Source organism: Nocardia brasiliensis (assembly GCF_011801125.1).
GTDB lineage: Bacteria > Actinomycetota > Actinomycetes > Mycobacteriales > Mycobacteriaceae > Nocardia > Nocardia brasiliensis_C.
Window position 1 is genome coordinate 1075438 of record NZ_CP046171.1, and the last position, 20893, is coordinate 1096330.

The window sequence follows — 20893 nt, forward strand, 5'->3', positions numbered from 1 at the left end:
GATCGAAGGAATCATGGCTACCGAAGGTTTCGTACGACGCCCCAGGATAGCGCCGCCCCGCGCACCGGGTGGGGAGGTGGCGCTCACCCCGCCGCCCGAGGTCACCCGCGCGCTGCCCGCCCCGCTGATGATGAAGCTGATGCCCGTCGTCATGGTGGTCGCGGTGATCGGCATGATCGCGATGATGGCGATGATGGGCCGCAACCTGCTGGCCAATCCGCTGTCGATGATGTTCCCGATGATGATGCTGATGTCGATGGTCGGCATGATGGCGGGCTTCCGCGGCGGTACGGGCAAGCGCGCCGTCGAGCTCAACGAGGAGCGCAAGGACTATTTCCGGTACCTGGATCAGGTGCGAAAAGATGTGCGGCGCACCGGAAACAAGCAGCTGGAGACGCTGGTCTGGAGCCATCCCGAGCCCGCCGATCTGCCCTCGCTGATCGGTACCAGGCGGATGTGGGAGCGCAGGCCCAACGATCCCGACTTCGGCCACGTGCGGGTCGGCATGGGCAGCCACCGGCTCGCGACCAAACTGGCGCGGCCGGAGACCGGCCCGCTGGAAGACCTGGAGCCGGTCTCCACGGTCGCGTTGCGCCGGTTCGTGCGCACCCACTCCGTGGTGCACGGCCTGCCGACCGCGGTGTCGCTGCGCGCCTTCCCGGCGATCAACATCAGTGGTCCGCCCGAGGACGCCCGCATGCTGGTGCGTTCCATGCTGATGGAGCTGGTCACCTTCCACGGGCCCGACCATCTCGCGGTCGCCATCGTGTGCGCCGATCCGGACGGGGTCTGGGGTTGGGCGAAATGGCTTCCGCACCTGCAGCATCCGACCCAGCGCGACGGTATGGGCTCGGCCCGGATGATGTACACCTCGCTGGGCGAGCTGGAGACCGCGCTGTCGGCCGAGCTGATGGAGCGCGGTCGCTTCATGCGCAATCCGCAACCCACGCAGGGGCGGCTGCACCTGGTGGTGATCATCGACGACGGATACGTCAACGGCAACGAAAGACTGATCAGCGAGTCCGGGCTGGACTCGGTGACCGTGCTCGACCTCACCGCGCCGGAGGGCGGGCTCGCCGCCCGGCGCGGGCTGCAACTGATCGCCGCCGACGGCGACGTGTCCGCGCGCAGCGCCGCGGGCGTGGAGAAGTTCGCCACCGCCGACACGGTGAGTTCGGCGGAGGCCGAAGCCTTTTCGCGCACGCTGTCGCGGTACCGACTGGCCACGGCGGCGCAGATCGTCAGCCTCGGCGAAGGCTCGACGGCCGACCCCGGGCTGATGGCCCTGCTGAAGATCCCGGACGCCGCGCAGATCGACCCGGCCCGGGTGTGGCGTCCGCGTACCGCGCGTGAGCGGCTGCGCGTGCCGATCGGCATCACCCCCGACGGCACCCCGGTCGAGATCGACATCAAGGAGTCGGCCGAGAACGGCATGGGTCCGCACGGCCTGTGCATCGGCGCGACCGGCTCCGGTAAGTCGGAATTCCTGCGCACCCTGGTGCTTTCGCTGGTCACCACGCACTCGCCGGACGCGCTGAACCTGGTGCTCGTCGACTTCAAGGGTGGCGCGACGTTCCTCGGGCTGGACTCACTGCCGCACGTCGCCGCGGTGATCACCAACCTCGAAGAGGAACTCTCGCTCGTCGACCGTATGAAGGACGCCCTCGCCGGTGAGATGAACCGGCGACAGGAGCTGCTGCGCTCGGCGGGCAACTATGCCAACGTCACCGACTACGAGAAGGCCCGCGCCGCTGGCGTGCCGCTCGACCCGCTACCCGCGCTGTTCGTCGTGGTCGACGAGTTCTCCGAACTGCTCTCGCAGAAGCCGGATTTCGCGGAATTGTTCGTGATGATCGGCCGGCTCGGCCGCTCGCTGCACGTGCACCTGCTGCTCGCCTCGCAGCGGCTGGAGGAGAACAAGCTGCGCGGCCTGGAGTCGCACCTGTCCTATCGGATCGGCCTGCGTACCTTCTCGGCCAACGAATCTCGCGCGGTGCTCGGTATCACCGACGCCTACCACCTGCCCAGCGTGCCCGGTGCCGGCTATCTGAAGTCCGACGCGTCGGATCCGTTGCGGTTCAACGCGAGTTACGTCTCCGGGCCCTACGTCGCGCCGCAGGGCACCGTCACCGGCGAGGACGGCACGCCGGTCGGTGGCCAGCGGCTCGCGCTGTTCACCGCGGCACCGGTGGAGCTGCCCGCGCCGACCGAGGAAGAGGGCTCGCCGCTGGATCTGCCGCCGTCGCCGACGAATCCGATGCTCGAGCTGCCCCCGCCGCCCTCGGCCGTCGGGCTGCCCGGCGCTCCCGGCGGCGAGGAGGGGATTCCCGATTCGCTGCTCGACGTCGTCGTGAAGCGGCTGACCGGGCACGGTCGCCCGGCGCACGAGGTGTGGCTGCCGCCGCTGGACGAATCCCCGACGGTCGACATGCTGCTGCCCGACCCGGACTGGCGTTCGCCGGTCAACCGGCACGGCCAGCTGTGGATGCCGATCGGCGTGATCGACAAGCCGTACGAGCAGCGTCGTGACGTGCTGACCATCAGTTTGGCGGGCGCCCAAGGCAATGTCGCGGTGGTCGGTGGTCCGCAGTCGGGCAAGTCGACGACTCTGCGCGCGATCATCATGGCCGCCGCCGCCACGCACACCCCGCAGCACATCCAGTTCTATTGCCTGGATTTCGGTGGCGGCAGTATGGCCGGTCTGGTCGGGCTGCCGCATGTCGGCTCGGTGGCCGGTCGCCTCGACAGCGACCGGGTCCGGCGCACCATCGCCGAACTCACCTCGTTGATGCGTCAGCGCGAGGAACGCTTCGCCGAACTCGGCATCGAGTCGATGGCCGAGTTCCGGCGGCGCAAGTTCGCCGCGGCGGCGCATGTGCCCGAGGGCGCGGCCTCTTCCGGTAATCCGCTGGCGGACGACCGATTCGGCGACGTGTTCCTGGTGATCGACGGCTGGGCGGTGATCCGCGAAGAGTTCGACGTGCTGGAATCGCAGATCAATGCCATTGCGGCGCAAGGCCTGTCCTACGGCATCCACGTGATCATCGCCGCGTCGCGCTGGGCCGAGATCCGGCCGGTGGTCAAGGACCAGATCGGCACCAGGCTGGAGCTGCGGCTCGGCGATCCGACCGACTCGGAGATGGGGCGGCGCACCGCATTCCAGGTCCCGGTCGGGCGGCCCGGTCGCGGTCTCACGCCGGAGCAGCTGCACATGCTCATCGCCCTGCCGCGACTGGACTCGGACTCGGATCCGGCCAGCCTCGCCGACGGCGTCGCCAGGGCCAGGCAGGAACTCGCGGAACTGCACGCGGGCAGGCAGGCGCCCGAGGTGCGCATGCTGCCGATGCAGTTCAGCCGCGACGAACTGCTCGCCACCGCGCGCGCCCAGGGCATCGAGCTCAGCCCCACCAAGGTGGTCGTCGGCCTCGGCGAGTCCGAATTGCAGCCGCTGGTCCTGGATTTCCAGACCGAGCCGCACTTCATGGCGTTCGCCGACGTGGAATCGGGCAAGACCACGCTGCTGCGCAACATCGTGATGGGCGTGGTGGAGAACTCGGATCCGGAGCAGGCCAAGATCATCATGATCGACTATCGGCGCACCATGCTCGGCGTGGTGGAGGGCGAGCATCTCGCCGGATACTCCACCTCGTCGCAGACCTGCGGGCCGATGATCCAGGAGGTCGCGGAGTTCCTGTCCAAGCGCATCCCCGGCTCCGACATCACCCCGCAGCAGCTGCGTGATCGCAGCTGGTGGGAGGGACCGGAGATCTACATCGTGGTCGACGACTACGACATGGTGGCGACCGGCGGCATCAATCCCTTCGCTCCGCTGATCGAATATCTGCCGCAGGCCCGCGACATCGGCATGCACTTCGTGGTCACCCGCCGCATGGGCGGTGTCTCGCGCGCGCTGTACGACCCGATCATCGGCGGCCTGAAGAACATGTCGGTGGACACGCTGATCATGAGCGGCTCCCGGGACGAGGGCAAGATCATCGGCGAGATCCGCCCGAGCAAGCTGCCGCCCGGCCGTGGCACCCTCGCCTCGCGCAGCAAGGGGCAGGAGATGGTGCAGATCGCGTATCTGCCGCCGGTGTAAGCACTTACGCCGCTCCTGGCCGGGCGCGCCTATCGCGCCCGGGTCAGGAGCCGTACCCGATCAGCCACGCGCCCAGGAGACCTCGGGTTGTGCCGGGTCGAAATTCCAGCTGTCCGTGCGGCGTTCGAACAGCGCCCGAGACGGGCCGGTGGCGATCGGGCCCGCGATGCGGGCCAGCCGGAAGCCGGCGCGACGGTAGTAGTCGTGCAGTTCCTTGTTGGTGGTCCAGGCATCGAGCCGGACCCATTCGCGTTCCTGCTGGTGCGCGATGGCTCCCGCGTGCTCGAGCAGTCGATGGCCGAGGCGCTGGCCCGCGAATCGCAGGTCCACGATCATGAAGTGGACCACGACCGCGTCGGCTAGTTCCCACGGCGACCACAACCCGGGGTCGGCGCGATGATTGATGGTGATGGTCGCCGCGGGCTCGCCCGCGACCTCGGCGATCCAGGTCTCGCCCGCATCGAGCGAACGCCCCACCGCCCTGGCGAAGATCTCGATCGGCAGGCCGCGCCCTGCCACCGTCCACTGGTCGGAGCCCTGCGCGGTCAGCCACGCGGTGCGCTGCACCCGTAGTCGGCAGATCAGGCCGAGGTCTCCGATGGTCGCGCGGCGTAGAACGGTACTCATGGCAACGCGACACCCGGCCCGAACGGCACACCGAGGGTGCGCCCGATGACGGCCATGCCCTCGGCATCGCCCAGTTGGTAGGCCAGCCGGTTGCTCGACGCGATGGAGCGGTGTCGAGTGGCCCTGGTGACCCGTTCGTGATTGGCGCCGATCCGCAAGTGGTCCAGCAGGATCGTGCCGGTCGCCACGCCGAGCACGGTGGCCTCCTCCGCGCTGGCGGGCCGCGCCGTCAGCGTGTCGCGATGGGCGGTCTCGGCCTGGCCGCGCTCGGCGAGCCTGCGCGTGGTGCCCTCCGGAATGTCGTGCGGCGAGTCGATTCCGGTGGCCTCGGCCAGATCTCGCGGATAGAAGCTGACCTCCCAGGACCACGGCTCGTTGTCCAGATACTGGACGACCGTCCTGGCCAGCACCCAGGAGTCCTCCGGCACGCCGAGCCACAACGCGACCTCGGGGCCAGCGGGCTCCATCTTCGCGCTGAACTCCTTGGACGGCACCCGGTTCGCGGCGCGCGCGATCTCCTCGAAGATGTCGTGCCCCGCGCGCGGCCGGTCCTGTCGAATATGGTCGGTGACAACTGATTCCAGAACTTCCTGGTTTCGCACGATGGTGCCGCGGGAAGTCGCTGTATAGACCAGATTTTCGGTGACAAGAACCTGAATCGCGTTGCGAGCGGTCGTAAGCGAGACCTGCATGTGTTCGGCCAGCTCCGTGTGGCTGGGCAACCGATCACCCGGTTTCCACTTGCCTGCGCGGATCTCCTCGCGGAGGAGGTCTGCGATCCGGTGATACGTCGGACCGTCCGCCATCTTGCTCCTCGGTTGGTCGTGCAGGTAACGAAGTGTACTCTTCGTGACTTCCTACGGCCCGGTAACGCTTGACAGGTGCCTTCAGAGGTTTATTGTAATGAACGTCCTGATCCGGTGTTGTGCGGCGATGACGGCGAGGCAACGTGGCAGGTTCGGATACAACGGTCGTAATGGCTCTTCCCGGCACACTGCGGTGTGCCGATGCGGTGGTGCAGTCCCCGGCTTCCGGGCTGCTTCCTACCTCGGATCTACTTGTTCGGGCGTGTCGCGGCCATCGCGTCGTCGGCGGCCCGCTGCTCTGGTTCGCCCGCGATCTCGCGGTGCTTCACGAGCGGCGGTTGGTCGGCCGAGGTGGCTCGGTGGACACCGATCCGGTGGTGGTTCTCGAAATCGAGCGCCGCAGAGTCGAATTGGTGATGGCCATCGATGACTGGGTGGCGCGCAGCGTGCCCCAGCACCGACTCGGCGCCACCCTGCACACCGAAACCGTCGGCGCGGTCATCGACCGACTCGCCGAATCCTCGGTGCGGGCTCACCATGCGCTGATGACGCTGGACGCGCATGACGAAAGGTTGCACGGCGCTTGGCATCACCTCGCCGAGCTCGCCGACGCCTATGACGATCTCGTGCGCGACATCAGCGCGGGCAGGCGGCGACTGCCGGAGTGGTGACCCCGGGCACCACGGAGTGTGCGGACGCCCCACAGCAGCGTGACTTGCTGTGATGCGCTCGGAAACTCTGTGGGACCGGTGGTTTCACGGGACGGTGGGGCGTGACGGCGCGGTGTGGTGCGCCTGGCCGTAGTGGCGTGATGCGTGCAGGGTCGTGCGACGCCGAGATCGTTTGTGCCGCCCGGAAGTGCTGAGTTCCTCAGGTGGCTCACCGTGTCGGCGAGACGACCGCCGGGTCAGGTGTGCCGCATCCGATCGCGGTGTGGCGCACGAAAACCCGGCGGTGTCGTGTCAGTTGCGGTAGCGCCGGTGATCGGTGGCGAAGTCGTCGGCGATGGTGGCGGCGAGCTCCACGTAGGCGCGCTTGGTGTGCTTGTGCAGACGGTGCAGGTCGATCTCGGCGCCCTCGGACATGTGCGGGTCGAACGGGATGATGTGCACCGCGCGGCAGCGGGACAGGAAGTACTCGCGCAGCTGCTGCACACCGACATTCGGCGAGCCCGCGCGCGGTGAATTGATCACCACGACCGCGTTGCGCACCAGATGGTCGTGTCCGTGCAGCGACAGCCAATCCAAAGTCGCTGCGGCACTGCGCGCCCCGTCGATGGCGGGGGAGGAGATCAGCACCAGCGAATGGGCCAGGTCGAGCACGCCCGACATCGCCGAGTGCATGAGCCCGGTGCCGCAGTCGGTCAGGATGATGTTGTAGAAGCGCTGCAGAATCCGGGCGACCGCCCGGTACTCCTCCTCGCTGAACGCCTCCGACGCCGCCGGATCGCGTTCGCTGGCAAGCACTTCCAACCGGCTGGTGGCCTGCGAGGTATGCCTGCGCACATCCGAATAACGCTGGATGGACGGGTCGAGCAGCAAGTCGCGTACGGTGGACCTGGTCTGCAGCGGCACCCGCTGCGAGAGCGTGCCGAAGTCGGGGTTGGCATCCACCGCGATCACCCGGTCGCCGCGGATCGAGGCGAAGATCGAGCCGATACCCATGGTGGTGGTGGTCTTTCCGACGCCACCCTTCAGCGACAGGGTCGCGATCCGGTAGTCGCCGCGGACCGGCTGCCGGATGCGGGCCACGAGTTCCTGCAACCGCATTTCCTCGGCGGACAGCCCCGGGTTGATCGCACCGCCCGACACGTGGTGCACGGCTTTGCGCCAGCCGCTACCCGGCGACTTCTTGGCGCGCCGCATCGGCACGTCGTCGAGCGAGGGCGGCGGTCCCTGCGGGTAGGGCCCACCGGGCACCACCGGACCGGGCTGGCGTCCCCACTGTCCCGGCATGGCCGGTGGTGGGGCGGGTGCCATGGTGCCCGGTGGCGGTCCTGGTTGCGGCGGTGGACCCTGCGGCGGGGACTGCTGTTGCCCCGGAGCCGGGCCGCCCGCCAAAGGTGTGGGGCGGCCGACGGTTTCGTCTGCCCACGTCGGCGCGGCGGCATTGCGCCACGGTTCGTTCGGTGCCGGTGCACCCGGTTCCTCGCTGCCCGGCGCCTGGCCGCCGGTGGCGGGGGCCGCGTAGCCGGTTGGGCCCGGCTGGTACGGGCCTGCCTGCGGGGCGAGCTGCTGCGGTGGCTGGTTGGTCTCGCCGGCCTGCGCCGCTTCGGCGGGCAGCCGGTGCCGTCCGCTGTTGCTCGGGCGCGGGGACTCGGTGCTGGACGACGGCACCCAACCTGGCGCCTGGCGCGCGTTATCCCGTTGCGGCCCGCCGGATTCCGGGCGTTCGGTGACGCCGGATGCGGCGGGTCCGTTCGCCCAGGCGGGTCCGGGCATGCCGCCCTGGCCCGGCATCTCGGTGGCGGGAGCCTGCGGTGGCATCGGCACGCCGAGCGGGCCGGTGTGCGGTGGTACCGGAGCGTGCTCGGCCGCGGGCGCGCGGTTCGGGTCCGGTGGGCCGGTTCGCTGCGGGGCGACCGGCGGGGCGGCCTGGTCGGGTCGGGGCTCGGCCACGGGTGCCGTGTCGATCGGCCCGGTCCGTGCCGGGTCCGCAGGGTCCTGGCCCGCCTGTTCGGCGAATTCCCCAGGGGGCGGCGGCAATTCCGGCCGCCCGCTCGGCTGTTCGGCCTGCTTCGCGGCCGCGGCTTGCTCGTCGGCGACCGTGGCGGCCAGCCACGGCGGCGGACCGTCGCCGCCGCGCGGCCCCTCGAATCGGGCGGGCGCGACCTGCTCGACCGGCGCGGGCAGCACGGGATCGGCTTGCGGCGCAGGGGCTTCGGGGAGCGGCGGACGCTGCGCCTGCGCTGCCGTGCCCTGCTCGGCCGGTGGCCCGGCAAGCCACGGCGGCGGCCCGTCGGACGCGCCGGGCGTGCTCGCCGACGGCGCACCGCCGGTCGCCGCGTGCGGCGGCGCCTCCGGCAGCGGCGGACGCACCGGGCCCTGCTGCGGGGTGTCCGGGAGCGTGGGTCGCTCGGCCGGAGCCTGTGCTGCGGCAGCCGGATTCACGGATTGCGCGGCCGCAGCTTGCGGTGGTGCGTCGGGGAGTTCGGGCCGTTCCGCCGGACTGTGCGGCGCGCGAGCCGACGCCTGGGGCGCGGCGTCCGGGCCTGTCGACCATTCGGCCGGGCCCTGCTGCGGTGCGTCCGGGAGGGGCGGCCGCTCGGCCGAAGCCTGCGATGCGGCAGCCGGATTCGCGGATTGCGCGGCCGGGGTCTGCGGTGGGGCGTCAGGAAGTTCGGGCCGCTGTGCCGGGCTGTGTGGTGCGACGTCCGGTGCCGTCGACCATTCCGCGGGTGCCTGCGGGGTCCGCGATGGCGGGGCGTCCGGTAGTGCGGGACGGTCGGCCGACGTCTGTGGGGCGGCCGGGTTCGCGGACGATTCGGCGGGTGCCTGCGGGGTCCGCGATGGCGGGGCCTCCGGCAACGGCGGGCGGTCGCCGGGTGCCTGCGGCGCGACCGCGGACCATTCGGCCGGAGTCTGCGGGCCGCGCGCGGGCGGGGCGTCCGGCAGCGCGGGGGGTGTCTGCGGCGGCGCGGTCGCGGACCATGCGGGCGGAGCCTGCGGGGGGCGCGGCGCGGTGTCCGGGGTCGCCGACCATTCGGCGGGTGCCTGCGGGCCGCGCGACGGCGGGGCCTCCGGCAAGGGGGGACGCCCGGCGGTGGGTGCCTGTGCGGCGGCCTGCGGGGCATTCGGGATCGACGGCGGCAGGTCGGGCTGCGGGCGCGCGGGCAACTCGCTCGACTGCGGCGCATCGGTGCCGGCGCGCCTGCCCAGCGGCTGGAAGCCTGCGGGCGGCGGGCCAGGGTTCCGGGTGGGCAGTCCCTGCGGCGGCGCCTCGGAGCGCTGCGGCGGTGCTTCCTGCGGCGGGGTATAGGCGTCCAGACCCTGCTGCCGCCACGGGTCTTCGCGTGGGGCGTCGGGCTGCGGTGCGTCCGGCCGTCGCGGCGGGACCTCACTCGGAAGCTGCTGCGCGGCAGGCTGTTCTTCGTGCTTGTCCCGGCGCCAGCCCTTGCGGCGCTTACTCGGCGCGGCCTCGGGCCGCTCGCTCTCCGGGGCCCGCTTGAACCGGCCGCGGCCGCGGCTCGGCGCCTCCTCGATCAGATCGTCGGCGGGCAGATTCTGTACCGGGGCCTCATAGCCGACCTGGGTGACGTCGCTCTCGGACAGCCACGGCGGCAGCATGGGCAGTCCATCGTTGTTCCGGCTCACGACCGCACCTCGCCGATGCTCGGTTCCGTCGTTCCCATGGGCTCTGGTTTCCTCGATCGGCGCTGCGCATGGGGTCCCTCGCTGCGCTCGCTCACGGATCCCCCTCGATCTGCTCGACCCTCAGTACCTGGACAGCGGTCAGTTTACGCGAAGCCCGGACCACGCCGCGGCGCAGGAGGCCAGGGGGCCGCCGGTCGAATTTCCCGGTCCTGATCGGGGCGAACAGGCTACCCGGAGCCAGCTTCGGCTAACCCTGCGAGCGTGCTCGGCGCGAGGCATTTTTGCCGGAACCAACCGGTGCCGGTAAGCTGGAGCGGCGGTGCACCTATGCGCCGACTGTTTGCATGTCACCGGTCGGGTCGACCGACGGGTACATGTAAGCAGAAACAAGCCAAACAAACCAGGTTGAGCGTAACCGGGATCGCGGAGGACATGGCGAAGAAAGACGGGGCCATCGAGGTCGAGGGTCGAGTTGTCGAGCCGCTGCCCAATGCGATGTTCCGGATCGAGCTTGAGAACGGACACAAGGTTCTCGCGCACATCAGCGGGAAGATGCGGCAGCACTACATTCGTATCCTCCCCGAGGACCGCGTAGTCGTCGAGCTTTCTCCCTACGACCTGTCGCGCGGCCGGATCGTTTACCGCTATAAGTAATCGTCGCGGGTGAGGTGTGCTCGCGGAGAGCGCTTGCCTAGCCGCCGATTACTTAGTGTTTTGTGGGGGTGCAACCCCCACGCCCCGCCCGGCGGGCTTCGCCCCCGGACCCCCGGGATACGTACCCGGCTCGGGTGTGTATCGCACTCGGGTGCGTGCCCGGCTAGGCAGGGAACGCACCGTGGGGAGCACGTTCAGCAGAACGTGAACCGCTCGGGGTGCCGAACCGCAGCGGGATCGTGGCACGACCTGGACCTCGCCTGCGAGGGCGAAATCGCCACCCGGTAGGGTGGAGCGTCGCCTTCGTGGCGACACAACAGACTTCCCCGGCCGAGTGGGCCGGGGAAAAACTGTGTTCACACCTGTGTGGACCACAACAAGATTGGACGGACGTGAAGGTTCAGCCGAGCGTCAAGAAGATCTGCGAGAAGTGCAAGGTGATCCGCCGTCACGGGCGGGTCATGGTGATCTGCGACAACCTGCGCCACAAGCAGCGTCAGGGCTGATCAAGCGGGGGCGACCCCGACGATCACCAGCCGGGCACCGATCACTGATCGGCTTGGCCAACAAGAAGAAGAACTCCCAGCTCCAGCCGCACGCTGCGGTATTCCGGGTTCGCTCGGAAGGCGTGTGTGCCTACCACCGGTACGGAGGCCGGTGCCCCACCAAGACGAGGGGACGGACAGGGAGCAGACCTCCGACACAGTGAAGGAACCTGCCACATGGCACGTCTCATGGGCGTCGATCTCCCGCGCGAAAAGCGCATGGAGATCGCGCTGACCTACATCTACGGCATCGGCCGTACCCGCTCCAAGGAGATCCTCGCGGCCACCGGCGTCAGCCCGGACCTGCGCAGCAAGGACCTCAGCGACGACCAGGTGACGCAGCTGCGTGACTACATCGAGAGCTCGCCCGAGCTCAAGGTCGAAGGTGACCTGCGCCGCGAGGTGCAGGCCGATATCCGTCGCAAGATCGAGATCGGCTGCTACCAGGGTCTGCGCCACCGCCGTGGCCTGCCCGTGCGTGGCCAGCGCACCAAGACCAACGCGCGTACCCGCAAGGGCCCGAAGCGCACCGTCGCCGGCAAGAAGAAGTAGGGATAACCGATGCCTCCGAAGTCACGGGCCTCCGGCCCCAAGAAGACCCAGAAGTCGCGTCGCCGGGAAAAGAAGAACGTCCCGCACGGCCACGCGCACATCAAGAGCACGTTCAACAATACGATCGTGTCCATCACCGACCCGAACGGCAACGTCATCTCCTGGGCGTCGTCGGGTCACGTCGGCTTCAAGGGTTCGCGCAAGTCGACCCCGTTCGCCGCGCAGCTCGCCGCCGAGAACGCTGCCCGCAAGGCGCAGGAGAACGGCGTCAAGAAGGTCGACGTCTTCGTGAAGGGCCCGGGCTCGGGTCGCGAGACCGCGATCCGCTCGCTGCAGGCCGCCGGTCTGGAAGTCGGCACGATCTCCGATGTCACCCCGCAGCCGCACAACGGCTGCCGTCCGCCCAAGCGGCGTCGCGTCTAGCGGGAAAGGATAGATAACACATGGCTCGTTATACAGGCCCCATCACCCGCAAGTCGCGTCGTCTGCGTGTCGACCTCGTCGGAGGCGACCAGGCGTTCGAGCGTCGTCCCTACCCGCCCGGCCAGCACGGCCGCGCGCGGATCAAGGAGAGCGAGTACCTGCTCCAGCTGCAGGAGAAGCAGAAGGCCCGCTTCTCCTACGGCGTCATGGAGAAGCAGTTCCGCCGGTACTACGAAGAGGCCAACCGCCTCAAGGGCAAGACCGGTGACAACCTGCTTCGCCTGCTGGAGTGCCGTCTCGACAACGTCGTGTACCGCGCCGGTCTGGCGCGCACCCGTCGTCAGGCGCGGCAGCTGGTCAGCCACGGCCACTTCCTGGTGAACAACCGGGCCGTGAACGTCCCCAGCTTCCAGGTGACCCAGTACGACATCATCGATGTCAAGGAGAAGTCGCTCGGCACGCTGCCGTTCCAGGTGGCGCGGGAGACCGTCGGTGACCGCCCGGTTCCCGGCTGGCTGCAGGTGCTGCCCGGCCGGCTCCGGATCCTGGTGCACCAGCAGCCCGAACGCGCCCAGATCGATGTGCCGCTGCAGGAACAGCTGATCGTCGAGTACTACTCGAAGTAAGCGGTTCCACCGGTGCGTGGTCGTTCTACCGAGCGACCACGCACAACCCCTTAAACGAGGCGTCAAATAGCGGGCGCCCAAACAGGAGGATGATCCTAAATGCTGATTTCACAGCGTCCGACACTGACCGAAGAGGTCGTCGCCGAGAACCGCTCGAAGTTCACCATCGAACCGCTCGAGCCGGGTTTCGGTTACACCCTGGGCAATTCGCTCCGGCGTACCCTGCTGTCCTCGATCCCGGGGGCCGCGGTCACGAGCATTCGTATCGACGGCGTGCTGCACGAGTTCACCACCGTCCCGGGTGTGAAGGAAGATGTCACCGACATCATCCTGAACCTCAAGGGCCTGGTCGTGTCCTCGGAGGAGGACGAGCCGGTCACGATGTACGTGCGCAAGCAGGGCCCCGGCACCGTCACCGCCGGTGACATCGTGCCGCCGACCGGTGTCGTCGTACACAACCCGGATATGCACATCGCCACCCTGAACGACAAGGGCAAGCTGGAGATCGAGCTCGTGGTCGAGCGCGGTCGCGGCTACGTCCCCGCCGTGCAGAACAAGGCGTCGGGTGCGGAAATCGGCCGGATCCCGGTGGATTCGATCTACTCGCCGGTGCTCAAGGTGACCTACAAGGTCGAGGCCACCCGTGTCGAGCAGCGCACCGACTTCGACCGGCTCATCCTGGACGTGGAGACCAAGAACTCCATCAGCGCGCGGGACGCGCTCGCCTCGGCGGGCAAGACCCTGGTCGAGCTCTTCGGCCTGGCCCGCGAGCTGAACGTCGAAGCCGAAGGCATCGAGATCGGCCCCTCGCCGGCCGAGGCGGACCACATCGCCTCGTTCGGCCTGCCGATCGAGGACCTGGACCTCACCGTCCGGTCCTACAACTGCCTCAAGCGTGAGGGTGTGCACACGGTGGGCGAGCTCGTCGCCCGCACCGAGTCGGACCTGCTGGACATCCGTAACTTCGGCCAGAAGTCCATCGACGAGGTCAAGGTCAAGCTGCACGCGCTCGGCCTCTCGCTCAAGGACAGCCCGGCGTCGTTCGACCCGTCCAGCGTGGTCGGCTACGACGCGAGCACCGGAACGTGGAGCGACAGCGGCACGTTCAGTGACACCGACGGTGGCGAGCAGGACTACGCCGAGACCGAACAGCTCTAGGCCGCCGGGGTAGGCACCCCGGCCCGGCCTCACACAAGGAGAACAAACCATGCCCAAGCCCAAGAAGGGTGCCCGCTTCGGCGGGTCGGCGTCGCACCAGAAGGCGATCTTCGCCAATCTGGCGACGGCGCTCTTCGAGCACGGTCGTATTTCGACCACCGAGGCCAAGGCCAAGGCGCTGCGCCCCTACGCGGAGAAGCTGGTCACCAAGGCGAAGGCCGGCACCCTTGCCGACCGTCGCGAGGTGCTCAAGGTGATCCGTAACAAGGACGTCGTGCACGAGCTCTTCGCCACGATCGGCCCCTCGTTCGAGGGTCGCGAGGGTGGCTACACCCGCATCACCAAGACGCTGCCCCGCAAGGGTGACAACGCGCCGATGGCGATCATCGAGCTGGTCCGCGAGAAGACCGTGACCAACGAGGCCGATCGGGCCCGTCGCGTCGCGGCGTCCAAGAAGACCGAAGAGGCTCCGGCCGCCGAGGTCGTCGAGGCGACCGCTGACGAGGCCGTCGCCGAGACCGCCGAGGCCGAGGCCCCGGCTGCCGACGAGGCCGCTGAGGACAAGAAGGACGCCTGAGATCGTTCTCCCCGCACCCGTGGGGATGATCCAGACGACTGAAGGTCCGGAGTTCTCGAATGAACCCGCCGCCCGCACCGCGGGTCGGCGGGTTCCTTCGTTATGACAGGAGATCGTTGTGACGGTGCAGGATTCGGCGCGGCCACCCGAACCGGTCCGGGTCCGGCTCGACATCGGTTATGACGGCACCGATTTCACCGGCTGGGCGCGGCAACCCGGTTTGCGCACCGTGCAGGGCGTGCTGGAGGAGTCGCTGACGAAGGTGTTCCGCGAGCCGGTGCAGTTGACCGTCGCGGGCCGCACCGACGCGGGCGTGCACGCCGAAGGCCAAGTCGCACACTTCGATACCGCCGCCGAGGTGGACCCGGGGAAGCTGGTGCATCGGATGGCCCGGTTCCTGCCGAAAGACGTGCGCATCAAGGATGTTCAGCTGGTCCCGGCCGAATTCGACGCTCGTTTCTCGGCGATTCGGCGGCACTACGCCTATCGGCTGACCACCGCGCGATACGGCGCCGAGCCCCTGCAGGCCCGCAGCGTGGTCGCCTGCCGCCCCGACGTCGATCTCGAGGCGATGCGGGCGGCTTCGCGAAAGCTACTGGGCCTGCACAACTTCGCCGCCTTCTGTCGTCGCCGCGAGGGCGCTACCACGGTGCGTGAACTGCAGCGCTTCGACTGGGAGCAGCGGGGCGAGCTGTTGACCGCCTACGTCAGCGCGGACGCCTTCTGCTGGTCGATGGTCCGCAGCCTGGTCGGCGCGGTGCTCGCGGTGGGGGAGGGGCGGCGCACGCCGGACTGGGTCGGCGAGCTGTTGCGCGAGACCGCGCGCTCCAATGCGGTCACCGTCGCGCCCGCCCACGGCTTGAGCCTGATCGCGGTGGACTATCCCGCCGACGCCGACCTGGCCGCGCGCAACGCGCAGACCAGAGAGGTGCGTACCGTGCCCGCCGCGGAAGGCTGTTGCGGCGACTGATCGATCTCCTCGACGTCGGAATAAGTGTGCGCCGCCGAATGGTTTCGCAGGCATGACCTTTGACCAGTTCGCACGGTTCGGTGCATGGCGGGCGTACAACGGGTTCACCCCGGAGGAAGCGCGGGAGTTGGAGGAGCTCGGCTTCGGGACGCTGTGGCTCGGTGCGTCCCCGCCCGGGGAGCTGTCCACCGTCGAGCCGCTGCTCGCGGCGACCGAGACGATCACGGTGGCGACCAGCATCGTGAACGTGTGGGCCACGCCCGCGAAGGAGGCGGCCGCCTCGTTCCATCGGATTGAGGCGAAGTACCCCGGCCGGTTCCTGCTCGGCATCGGCGTCGGCCATCCGGAGCACGCCGGTGACTACCGCAAGCCCTACGACGCCCTCGTGGACTACCTCGACGAACTCGATGCCGCCGAGGTGCCGGTGCGGCGCAGGGCCGTGGCCGCGCTCGGCCCGCGGGTGCTGAAGCTGGCCGCGCAGCGCTCCGCGGGAGCGCTGCCCTACTTTGTGCCCGTCGAGCACACCGCGCAGGCCCGACCGGTGATCGGCCCGGACGCGCTGCTGGCGACCGAGCACAAGGTGCTGCTGTCGCAGGACCCGCAGGCGCGCGGCGCCGCCGAACAGACCATCTCCTTCTACCTCGGCCTGACCAACTACGTCAGCAACCTGCGCAGGCTCGGCTACACCGAAGAAGAGGTGGCAGACCCGAGTGGCCGCGCCTTCGATGCCGTTGTCGCACACGGCACGCCGGAAGCGGTCGCCGCGCAGTTGATCGCCCACCTGGATGCCGGCGCCGACCACGTCGCGGTGCAAGCACTGGACGACGACTACCTTGCCACCCTGCGCACGCTCGCGCCGCTGTTGCGCTCCTGACGCGACCGTCCTAAGGGAACGTTAGAAAGCGACCCGGACGGTTCCCTCGGGCCTGTGACTGGCCACACACTCGTTCTTGCTGACGCGCTGAGGCGTCGAAGAAGGAGATCTTGTGACTACGACACAGCCCGCGGGTGAGCGCCGGGTCGTCGCGAACGTGCTGCGCGGCTCGATCGGCAACCTGGTCGAGTGGTACGACTGGTACGTCTACGCCGCATTCAGCGTGTACTTCGCGAAAACGTTCTTCCCCAAGGACGATCCGACGGCGCAGTTGCTGTCCACGGCCGCGGTGTTCGCGGTCGGCTTCCTGATGCGCCCGATCGGCGGCTGGTTGCTCGGCCGCTACGCCGACAAGTTCGGCCGCCGCTCGGCGCTCACCCTGTCGGTGACGGTGATGGCGGCGGGCTCGCTGCTGATCGCGGTGACGCCCGGCTTCCAGACCATCGGTATCGCCGCACCGGCGATCCTGCTGATCGCCCGGTTGCTGCAAGGACTTTCGGTCGGCGGCGAATACGCCACCAGCGCGACCTATCTGTCCGAGGTGGCCTCGTCGGGCAGGCGCGGGTTCTATTCGAGCTTCCAGTACGTCACCCTGGTCGCGGGTCAGCTGGTCGCGCTCGGCGTGCAGATCATCCTGCAGCAGTTCTTGACCAGCGCCGAGATGAACAACTGGGGCTGGCGCATTCCGTTCGTCATCGGTGCGGCGGGCGCGCTCATCGTGATGTGGCTGCGTCGCGGCATGGACGAGTCCGAGCAGTTCCAGGCCGCCGCGGCGGACCCTGAGAACCGGGTCTTTATCGCCGACGGCATCACCGAGCACGCCTACCAGCACGGCAAGGATCGGGCGGCCGCCGCTGCCGCCGCGCAGCAGGGCGCGCCGAAGCCTGCGGCGGCGCGCGGCTCGCTGCGGATGCTGTTGCAGTACCCGCGCGAATGCCTGCTGGTGATGGGCCTGACGCTCGGCGGAACGGTCGCGTTCTACACCTACACCACCTACATGCAGAAGTTCATGATCAATACCTCGGGCATCTCCAAGGGCACCGTCGCGTGGATCAACTTCGTCGCGCTGCTGGTGTTCGTGGTGTTGCAGCCGCTGGCGGGCGCGCTGTCCGACCGGATCGGCCGGCGCAAGCTGCTCATCTTCTTCGGTGTCGCGGGCTCGCTGCTGACCGTGCCGATCATGACGGTGCTGGCGCACACCACCAATGTGTTCGCCGCGTTCGCCCTGATGATGCTGTCGCTGGTGATCATCACCGGATACACCTCGATCAACGCCATCGTGAAGGCCGAGCTGTTCCCGACGAAGATCCGAGCGCTCGGCGTCGGGCTGCCCTACGCCCTGACCGTCGCCATCTTCGGCGGTACCGCGGAGACCATCGCGCTCGCGCTGAAGCGGGCCGACCATGAGTCGGTGTACTTCTGGTACGTCGCGGCCTGCATTCTGATCTCGCTGGTCACGTACTTCTTCATGCGGGAGACCTCGACCTCGTCGACCATCGACGCCGAGCGCACCGCCGCCGCCGATACCGGGGACGGCGCGCGGGCGGCCGAGCCGGATCGGCAGTTCGCCACCGTGCGTGACTGACCGCCCGGCACACGCGCCGATCCACCCGTTATGGGAGGATCGGCGCGTGCGGCTTGCGGTGGTCGAAGATGACGACGGCGTCGGTGACGCGCTGGTAGAGGCGCTCAACGCCCGTGGCTTCCGCGCGGAACGCAAGCGCCGCGGCGCCGACCTGCTGACCGCGCACCGCGGGTACGACGCGGTCATTCTCGACCTGGGTCTGCCCGACGCGGACGGGTTGCAGATCCTGCGGCAGCTGCGCGAGGTCAGCCAGGTGCCGGTGTTGATCCTGACCGCGCGCAGCGACGAACGCTCGATCGTGCGCGGGTTGCGCGGCGGCGCCGACGACTATCTGGTGAAGCCGCCGCGGATCGCGGAACTGATGGCGCGCCTGGAAACCGTCACCCGGCGCGCGGCCGCCGCGGCCAAGCCCGCGCAGGCGGTGGTGGTCACCGGCGACGTGCGGGTCGATCTGCAGGCGCGACTGGTCGAGGTGGGCGGCACGCCGATCACGTTGACGCAGAAGGAATTCGAACTGGTCGAGGCCCTGGTCGAGCGGCCGGGCGCGGCGGTGAGCCGCCAGCAGCTGATGGACCGGATCTGGGGCGACGCGTTCGTCGCGGTGTCACGGTCGCTGGACGTGCACATGACGGGCCTGCGTGCCAAGCTGAATCGACCGGGACTGATCACCACCATTCGGGGCTACGGGTATCGGTGGGGGCAGTGACCGGAGGCAGGGCGTGCGGCGCCGCCTACTCATCGCGCTGACCGTGTTCGCCGCGATCGCGGTGCTGGCGTTCGCTGTTCCGCTGTCGCTGACGGTCGCGACCAGCCGGACCCAGACGCTGGTGCTGGCGCGTTCCGGTGACGCCGATCGGTTCGCCAATCTCGCGGCCGCCGCCGCGGCCACCGGCGACACCAGGGCACTCGCGGACGAAGTGGGCCGCTATCACGAGCTATACGACGAGAACGTCCTTGTGGTGGACGCCAAGGGCGCGACGATCGCCAATGGCGGTGCGAGCATGAACGATCCGGGCATCGTGGCCGCGGTCGCGGCGGCGCGGCGCAACCAGCGTCCCCCCGCGCCCGACCAATTGACCCCGTGGGGTGCGCGTACGGTGCTCATCGCCCGGCCGGTCGGTACCGGCGTGCAGGTCAGCGGTGCCGTGGTGATCCAGGCGACGACCGCGCGTGCGCGCGCCGACATCGCGCGGACCTGGGGGTTCATCCTGCTCGGCGGCGCGGGCGCGATGGCGCTGTTCACCCTGCTGGCGTTGACCCTGAGCCGCTGGGTATTGCGGCCGCTCGCGGCGCTCTCGGGTGCGGTGGCCGAGCTCACCGCGACACTGCCGAGGCCGCCCACCGGTCAGATCATGGCCAAACCGCCGGTGTCGATCGCCAGCCATCACGGTGGGCCACCCGAAATGCGGGCCGTCGCCGAGTCGTTCGACGTGATGGCGCTGGCCGTCGCCGATTCGGTGGAGGCGCAGCGCCAGCTCGTCGCCGACACCGCCCATGCCATGCGCAACCCGCTGGCGGCCTTGACGATTCGGCTCGACTCGCTCGAGTCCGCGATACCGGCCGACGCGGCGGCCACCTTTCGCGGTGCCAGCGCCGAGGTGGAGCGGTTGGCCGCGCTGCTGGACGGCCTGCTCACCCTCGCGGTGGCCGAGACGCCCGCCGCGTTCGACGCCGCTCGCCTCGCCGAGGCCGAGAGTCATTGCGACGCCGTGCAAGTGGTCGCCGACCGGTTCGACGCGTGGTGTTCGGCGTATGAATCGGCGGGGCAGCGGCTACGCGTCGCGCCGTCGGTCGCGCACGCCGACGTCGCGGTGTCCGCCGACGTGCTCGCGCAGATCCTCGATGTGCCGCTGAGCAATTCGTCGCGCTACGCCGGTGCGGGTGCGGGTACCGAGTTGGCGGTGACGGCCGAGCCCGGCTGGGTCACCGTGACCGTGCGGGACGACGGGGCCGGCGTCGCGCCCGAGGAGATCGCCAAGCTCACTACGCGCTTCTATCGCGGATCCATGGCGGCGAGCGGCGGATCGGGTCTCGGTTTGCCCATTGCGGCAGCGCTCGCCCAGGCGCGTGGGGGCACATTGACCGTTGAGCCGGTCCAGCCGCACGGCCTCGCCGTTCGGGTGCGCTTACCCGCGGCGGTGGCGGAATGAGCGGGAGGGCGAAGTGAGGCTGCGGCGTCGGGGTTTTCTCGCGCTGGCCGGGGCGGCGGCGGTGGGGGCGGCCGGGTGCGGGCCGAGCGGCGGTGGTCCGCTGGTGCGGTTGGCGTCGGGGGAGGTCGGCGGCTTCTATCACGCCTTCGCGGGGCTGCTGGCGGCCGCGGCGGTGCGGTCGGGACGAGTGCGGATCGAGCGGGTGACCACCTCGGGGTCGCAGGAGAACCTCACGTTGCTCGCGGATGGGCAGGTGGATGCGGCACTGGCGCTGTCGGATTCGGTGGGCGACAGCGCGGACCGGCTGCTCGCGCTCGGCCGGGTGTACGAGAACTATCTGCAGCTGGTGGTGCGGTCGGACAGCCGGATCGCCGACGTGGCCGACCTGCGCGGGTCGCGGGTCAATCTGGGTGCCGACGGGTCGGGGGCGGCGCTGACCGGCGAGCGGATCCTGCGCGTCGCCGGATTGGATCCCGCTGTGGACGTGGCGGTTTCGCATCGACCGCTGCGCGAGGCGGTGGCGGCGCTTGCCGCCGACGAGTCGGACGCGCTGCTCTGGGCGGGCGGCGTGCCGACGCGGGTGCTCGAGGTGCCCGCGCGCATGCGGCTGGTGGACATGGGGGAGTTGGCCGCTCCGATGCGGGACCGGTTCGGGCCGGTGTACGACCGGGTGGAGATCCCCGCCGACGCCTACCCCGGCGGCGCGGCGGTGCACACCATCGGCGTGGCGAACCTGCTGCTCGTCGCGGCGGGCCTGCCCGACGCCGCTGCCGCGGCAATCGTGGAACTCCTGGTCTATCAGGCGGATTCGCTGGTGCCGACCGAAGCGGCAGGCACCCAGTTCCTGGACGGCCGCTCCCTGATCAGCACCGCCCCCATCCCGCTACACCCGGGCGCTGCCACGGTATACCGAAAGTGGCACGGCTGATCCCGA

General features: G+C 69.4%; 17 protein-coding genes and 1 pseudogene. 15 read left to right on the forward strand and 3 right to left on the reverse strand.

Annotated features, from left to right (window positions below; genetic code table 11):
• Positions 1-13 precede the first annotated feature (13 nt).
• Complete coding sequence (gene eccCa, locus F5X71_RS04805) at positions 14-4099, forward strand: type VII secretion protein EccCa (protein WP_167460839.1); 4086 nt, start codon at positions 14-16, stop codon at positions 4097-4099.
• 60 nt (positions 4100-4159) lie between these two features.
• Here the strand turns inward: eccCa and F5X71_RS04810 are convergent, their stop codons facing one another.
• Together F5X71_RS04810 and F5X71_RS04815 are read right to left on the reverse strand one after the other, a co-directional pair.
• Entirely contained in the window at positions 4160-4726 is a 567-nt protein-coding gene (locus F5X71_RS04810; protein ID WP_167460840.1) for a GNAT family N-acetyltransferase, read from the reverse strand.
• Complete coding sequence (locus tag F5X71_RS04815) at positions 4723-5532, reverse strand: GntR family transcriptional regulator (protein ID WP_167460841.1); 810 nt, start codon at positions 5530-5532, stop codon at positions 4723-4725. Before F5X71_RS04815 ends, F5X71_RS04810 begins: the two co-directional genes overlap by 4 nt.
• A 359-nt stretch (positions 5533-5891) precedes the next feature.
• Between F5X71_RS04815 and F5X71_RS36820 the strand changes: the two genes are divergently transcribed.
• On the forward strand, positions 5892-6203 hold the full coding sequence (locus tag F5X71_RS36820) for a DUF4254 domain-containing protein (RefSeq protein WP_238815719.1): 312 nt from the start codon (positions 5892-5894) through the stop codon (positions 6201-6203).
• A 291-nt stretch (positions 6204-6494) separates the two neighbouring features.
• Here the strand turns inward: F5X71_RS36820 and F5X71_RS37685 are convergent.
• A pseudogene (locus F5X71_RS37685) lies at positions 6495-7839 on the reverse strand (MinD/ParA family ATP-binding protein); the annotation flags it as partial.
• A 2438-nt stretch (positions 7840-10277) separates the two neighbouring features.
• On the opposite strand from F5X71_RS37685, the gene infA reads away from it, so the two are divergent.
• The 13 genes from infA to F5X71_RS04890 all read left to right on the forward strand — a co-directional run bounded on the left by infA (position 10278) and on the right by F5X71_RS04890 (position 20887).
• Positions 10278-10499, forward strand: coding sequence for a translation initiation factor IF-1 (gene infA, locus F5X71_RS04830; RefSeq protein WP_003418601.1), 222 nt, complete (start codon positions 10278-10280; stop codon positions 10497-10499).
• A 392-nt stretch (positions 10500-10891) separates the two neighbouring features.
• Positions 10892-11005 carry a 50S ribosomal protein L36 gene (gene rpmJ / locus F5X71_RS04835; protein ID WP_011207363.1) on the forward strand — a complete coding sequence of 38 codons (114 nt, stop codon included), beginning with the start codon at positions 10892-10894 and terminating at the stop codon, positions 11003-11005.
• A gap of 216 nt (positions 11006-11221) precedes the next feature.
• The gene (gene rpsM / locus F5X71_RS04840; protein ID WP_014981767.1) at positions 11222-11596 is read left to right on the forward strand and encodes a 30S ribosomal protein S13; all 375 of its coding nucleotides are present in this window, start codon (positions 11222-11224) and stop codon (positions 11594-11596) included.
• A gap of 9 nt (positions 11597-11605) precedes the next feature.
• A complete protein-coding gene (rpsK, locus tag F5X71_RS04845; RefSeq protein WP_014981768.1) occupies positions 11606-12019 on the forward strand; it encodes a 30S ribosomal protein S11 in 414 nt (137 codons plus the stop codon).
• A gap of 20 nt (positions 12020-12039) precedes the next feature.
• Positions 12040-12645 (forward strand): 30S ribosomal protein S4, encoded by a 606-nt coding sequence (gene rpsD, locus F5X71_RS04850; protein WP_014981769.1) that lies wholly within the window; start codon positions 12040-12042, stop codon positions 12643-12645.
• A gap of 99 nt (positions 12646-12744) precedes the next feature.
• Entirely contained in the window at positions 12745-13803 is a 1059-nt protein-coding gene (locus tag F5X71_RS04855) for a DNA-directed RNA polymerase subunit alpha (protein ID WP_014981770.1), read from the forward strand.
• Positions 13804-13852: 49 nt separating this feature from the next.
• A complete protein-coding gene (gene rplQ / locus F5X71_RS04860; protein WP_167460843.1) occupies positions 13853-14380 on the forward strand; it encodes a 50S ribosomal protein L17 in 528 nt (175 codons plus the stop codon).
• 112 nt (positions 14381-14492) lie between these two features.
• Positions 14493-15350: a tRNA pseudouridine(38-40) synthase TruA gene (gene truA, locus F5X71_RS04865; protein WP_428981478.1), complete on the forward strand. Its 858-nt coding sequence runs from the start codon at positions 14493-14495 to the stop codon at positions 15348-15350.
• 52 nt (positions 15351-15402) lie between these two features.
• Complete coding sequence (locus F5X71_RS04870; protein WP_167460845.1) at positions 15403-16224, forward strand: LLM class F420-dependent oxidoreductase; 822 nt, start codon at positions 15403-15405, stop codon at positions 16222-16224.
• Positions 16225-16336: 112 nt separating this feature from the next.
• Positions 16337-17809 carry an MFS transporter gene (locus F5X71_RS04875; protein ID WP_167460846.1) on the forward strand — a complete coding sequence of 491 codons (1473 nt, stop codon included), beginning with the start codon at positions 16337-16339 and terminating at the stop codon, positions 17807-17809.
• 46 nt (positions 17810-17855) lie between these two features.
• Complete coding sequence (locus F5X71_RS04880) at positions 17856-18515, forward strand: response regulator transcription factor (protein WP_167460847.1); 660 nt, start codon at positions 17856-17858, stop codon at positions 18513-18515.
• 13 nt (positions 18516-18528) lie between these two features.
• Complete coding sequence (locus tag F5X71_RS04885) at positions 18529-19959, forward strand: sensor histidine kinase (protein ID WP_167460848.1); 1431 nt, start codon at positions 18529-18531, stop codon at positions 19957-19959.
• A gap of 13 nt (positions 19960-19972) precedes the next feature.
• Complete coding sequence (locus tag F5X71_RS04890; protein ID WP_167460849.1) at positions 19973-20887, forward strand: TAXI family TRAP transporter solute-binding subunit; 915 nt, start codon at positions 19973-19975, stop codon at positions 20885-20887.
• Positions 20888-20893: the final 6 nt, after the last annotated feature.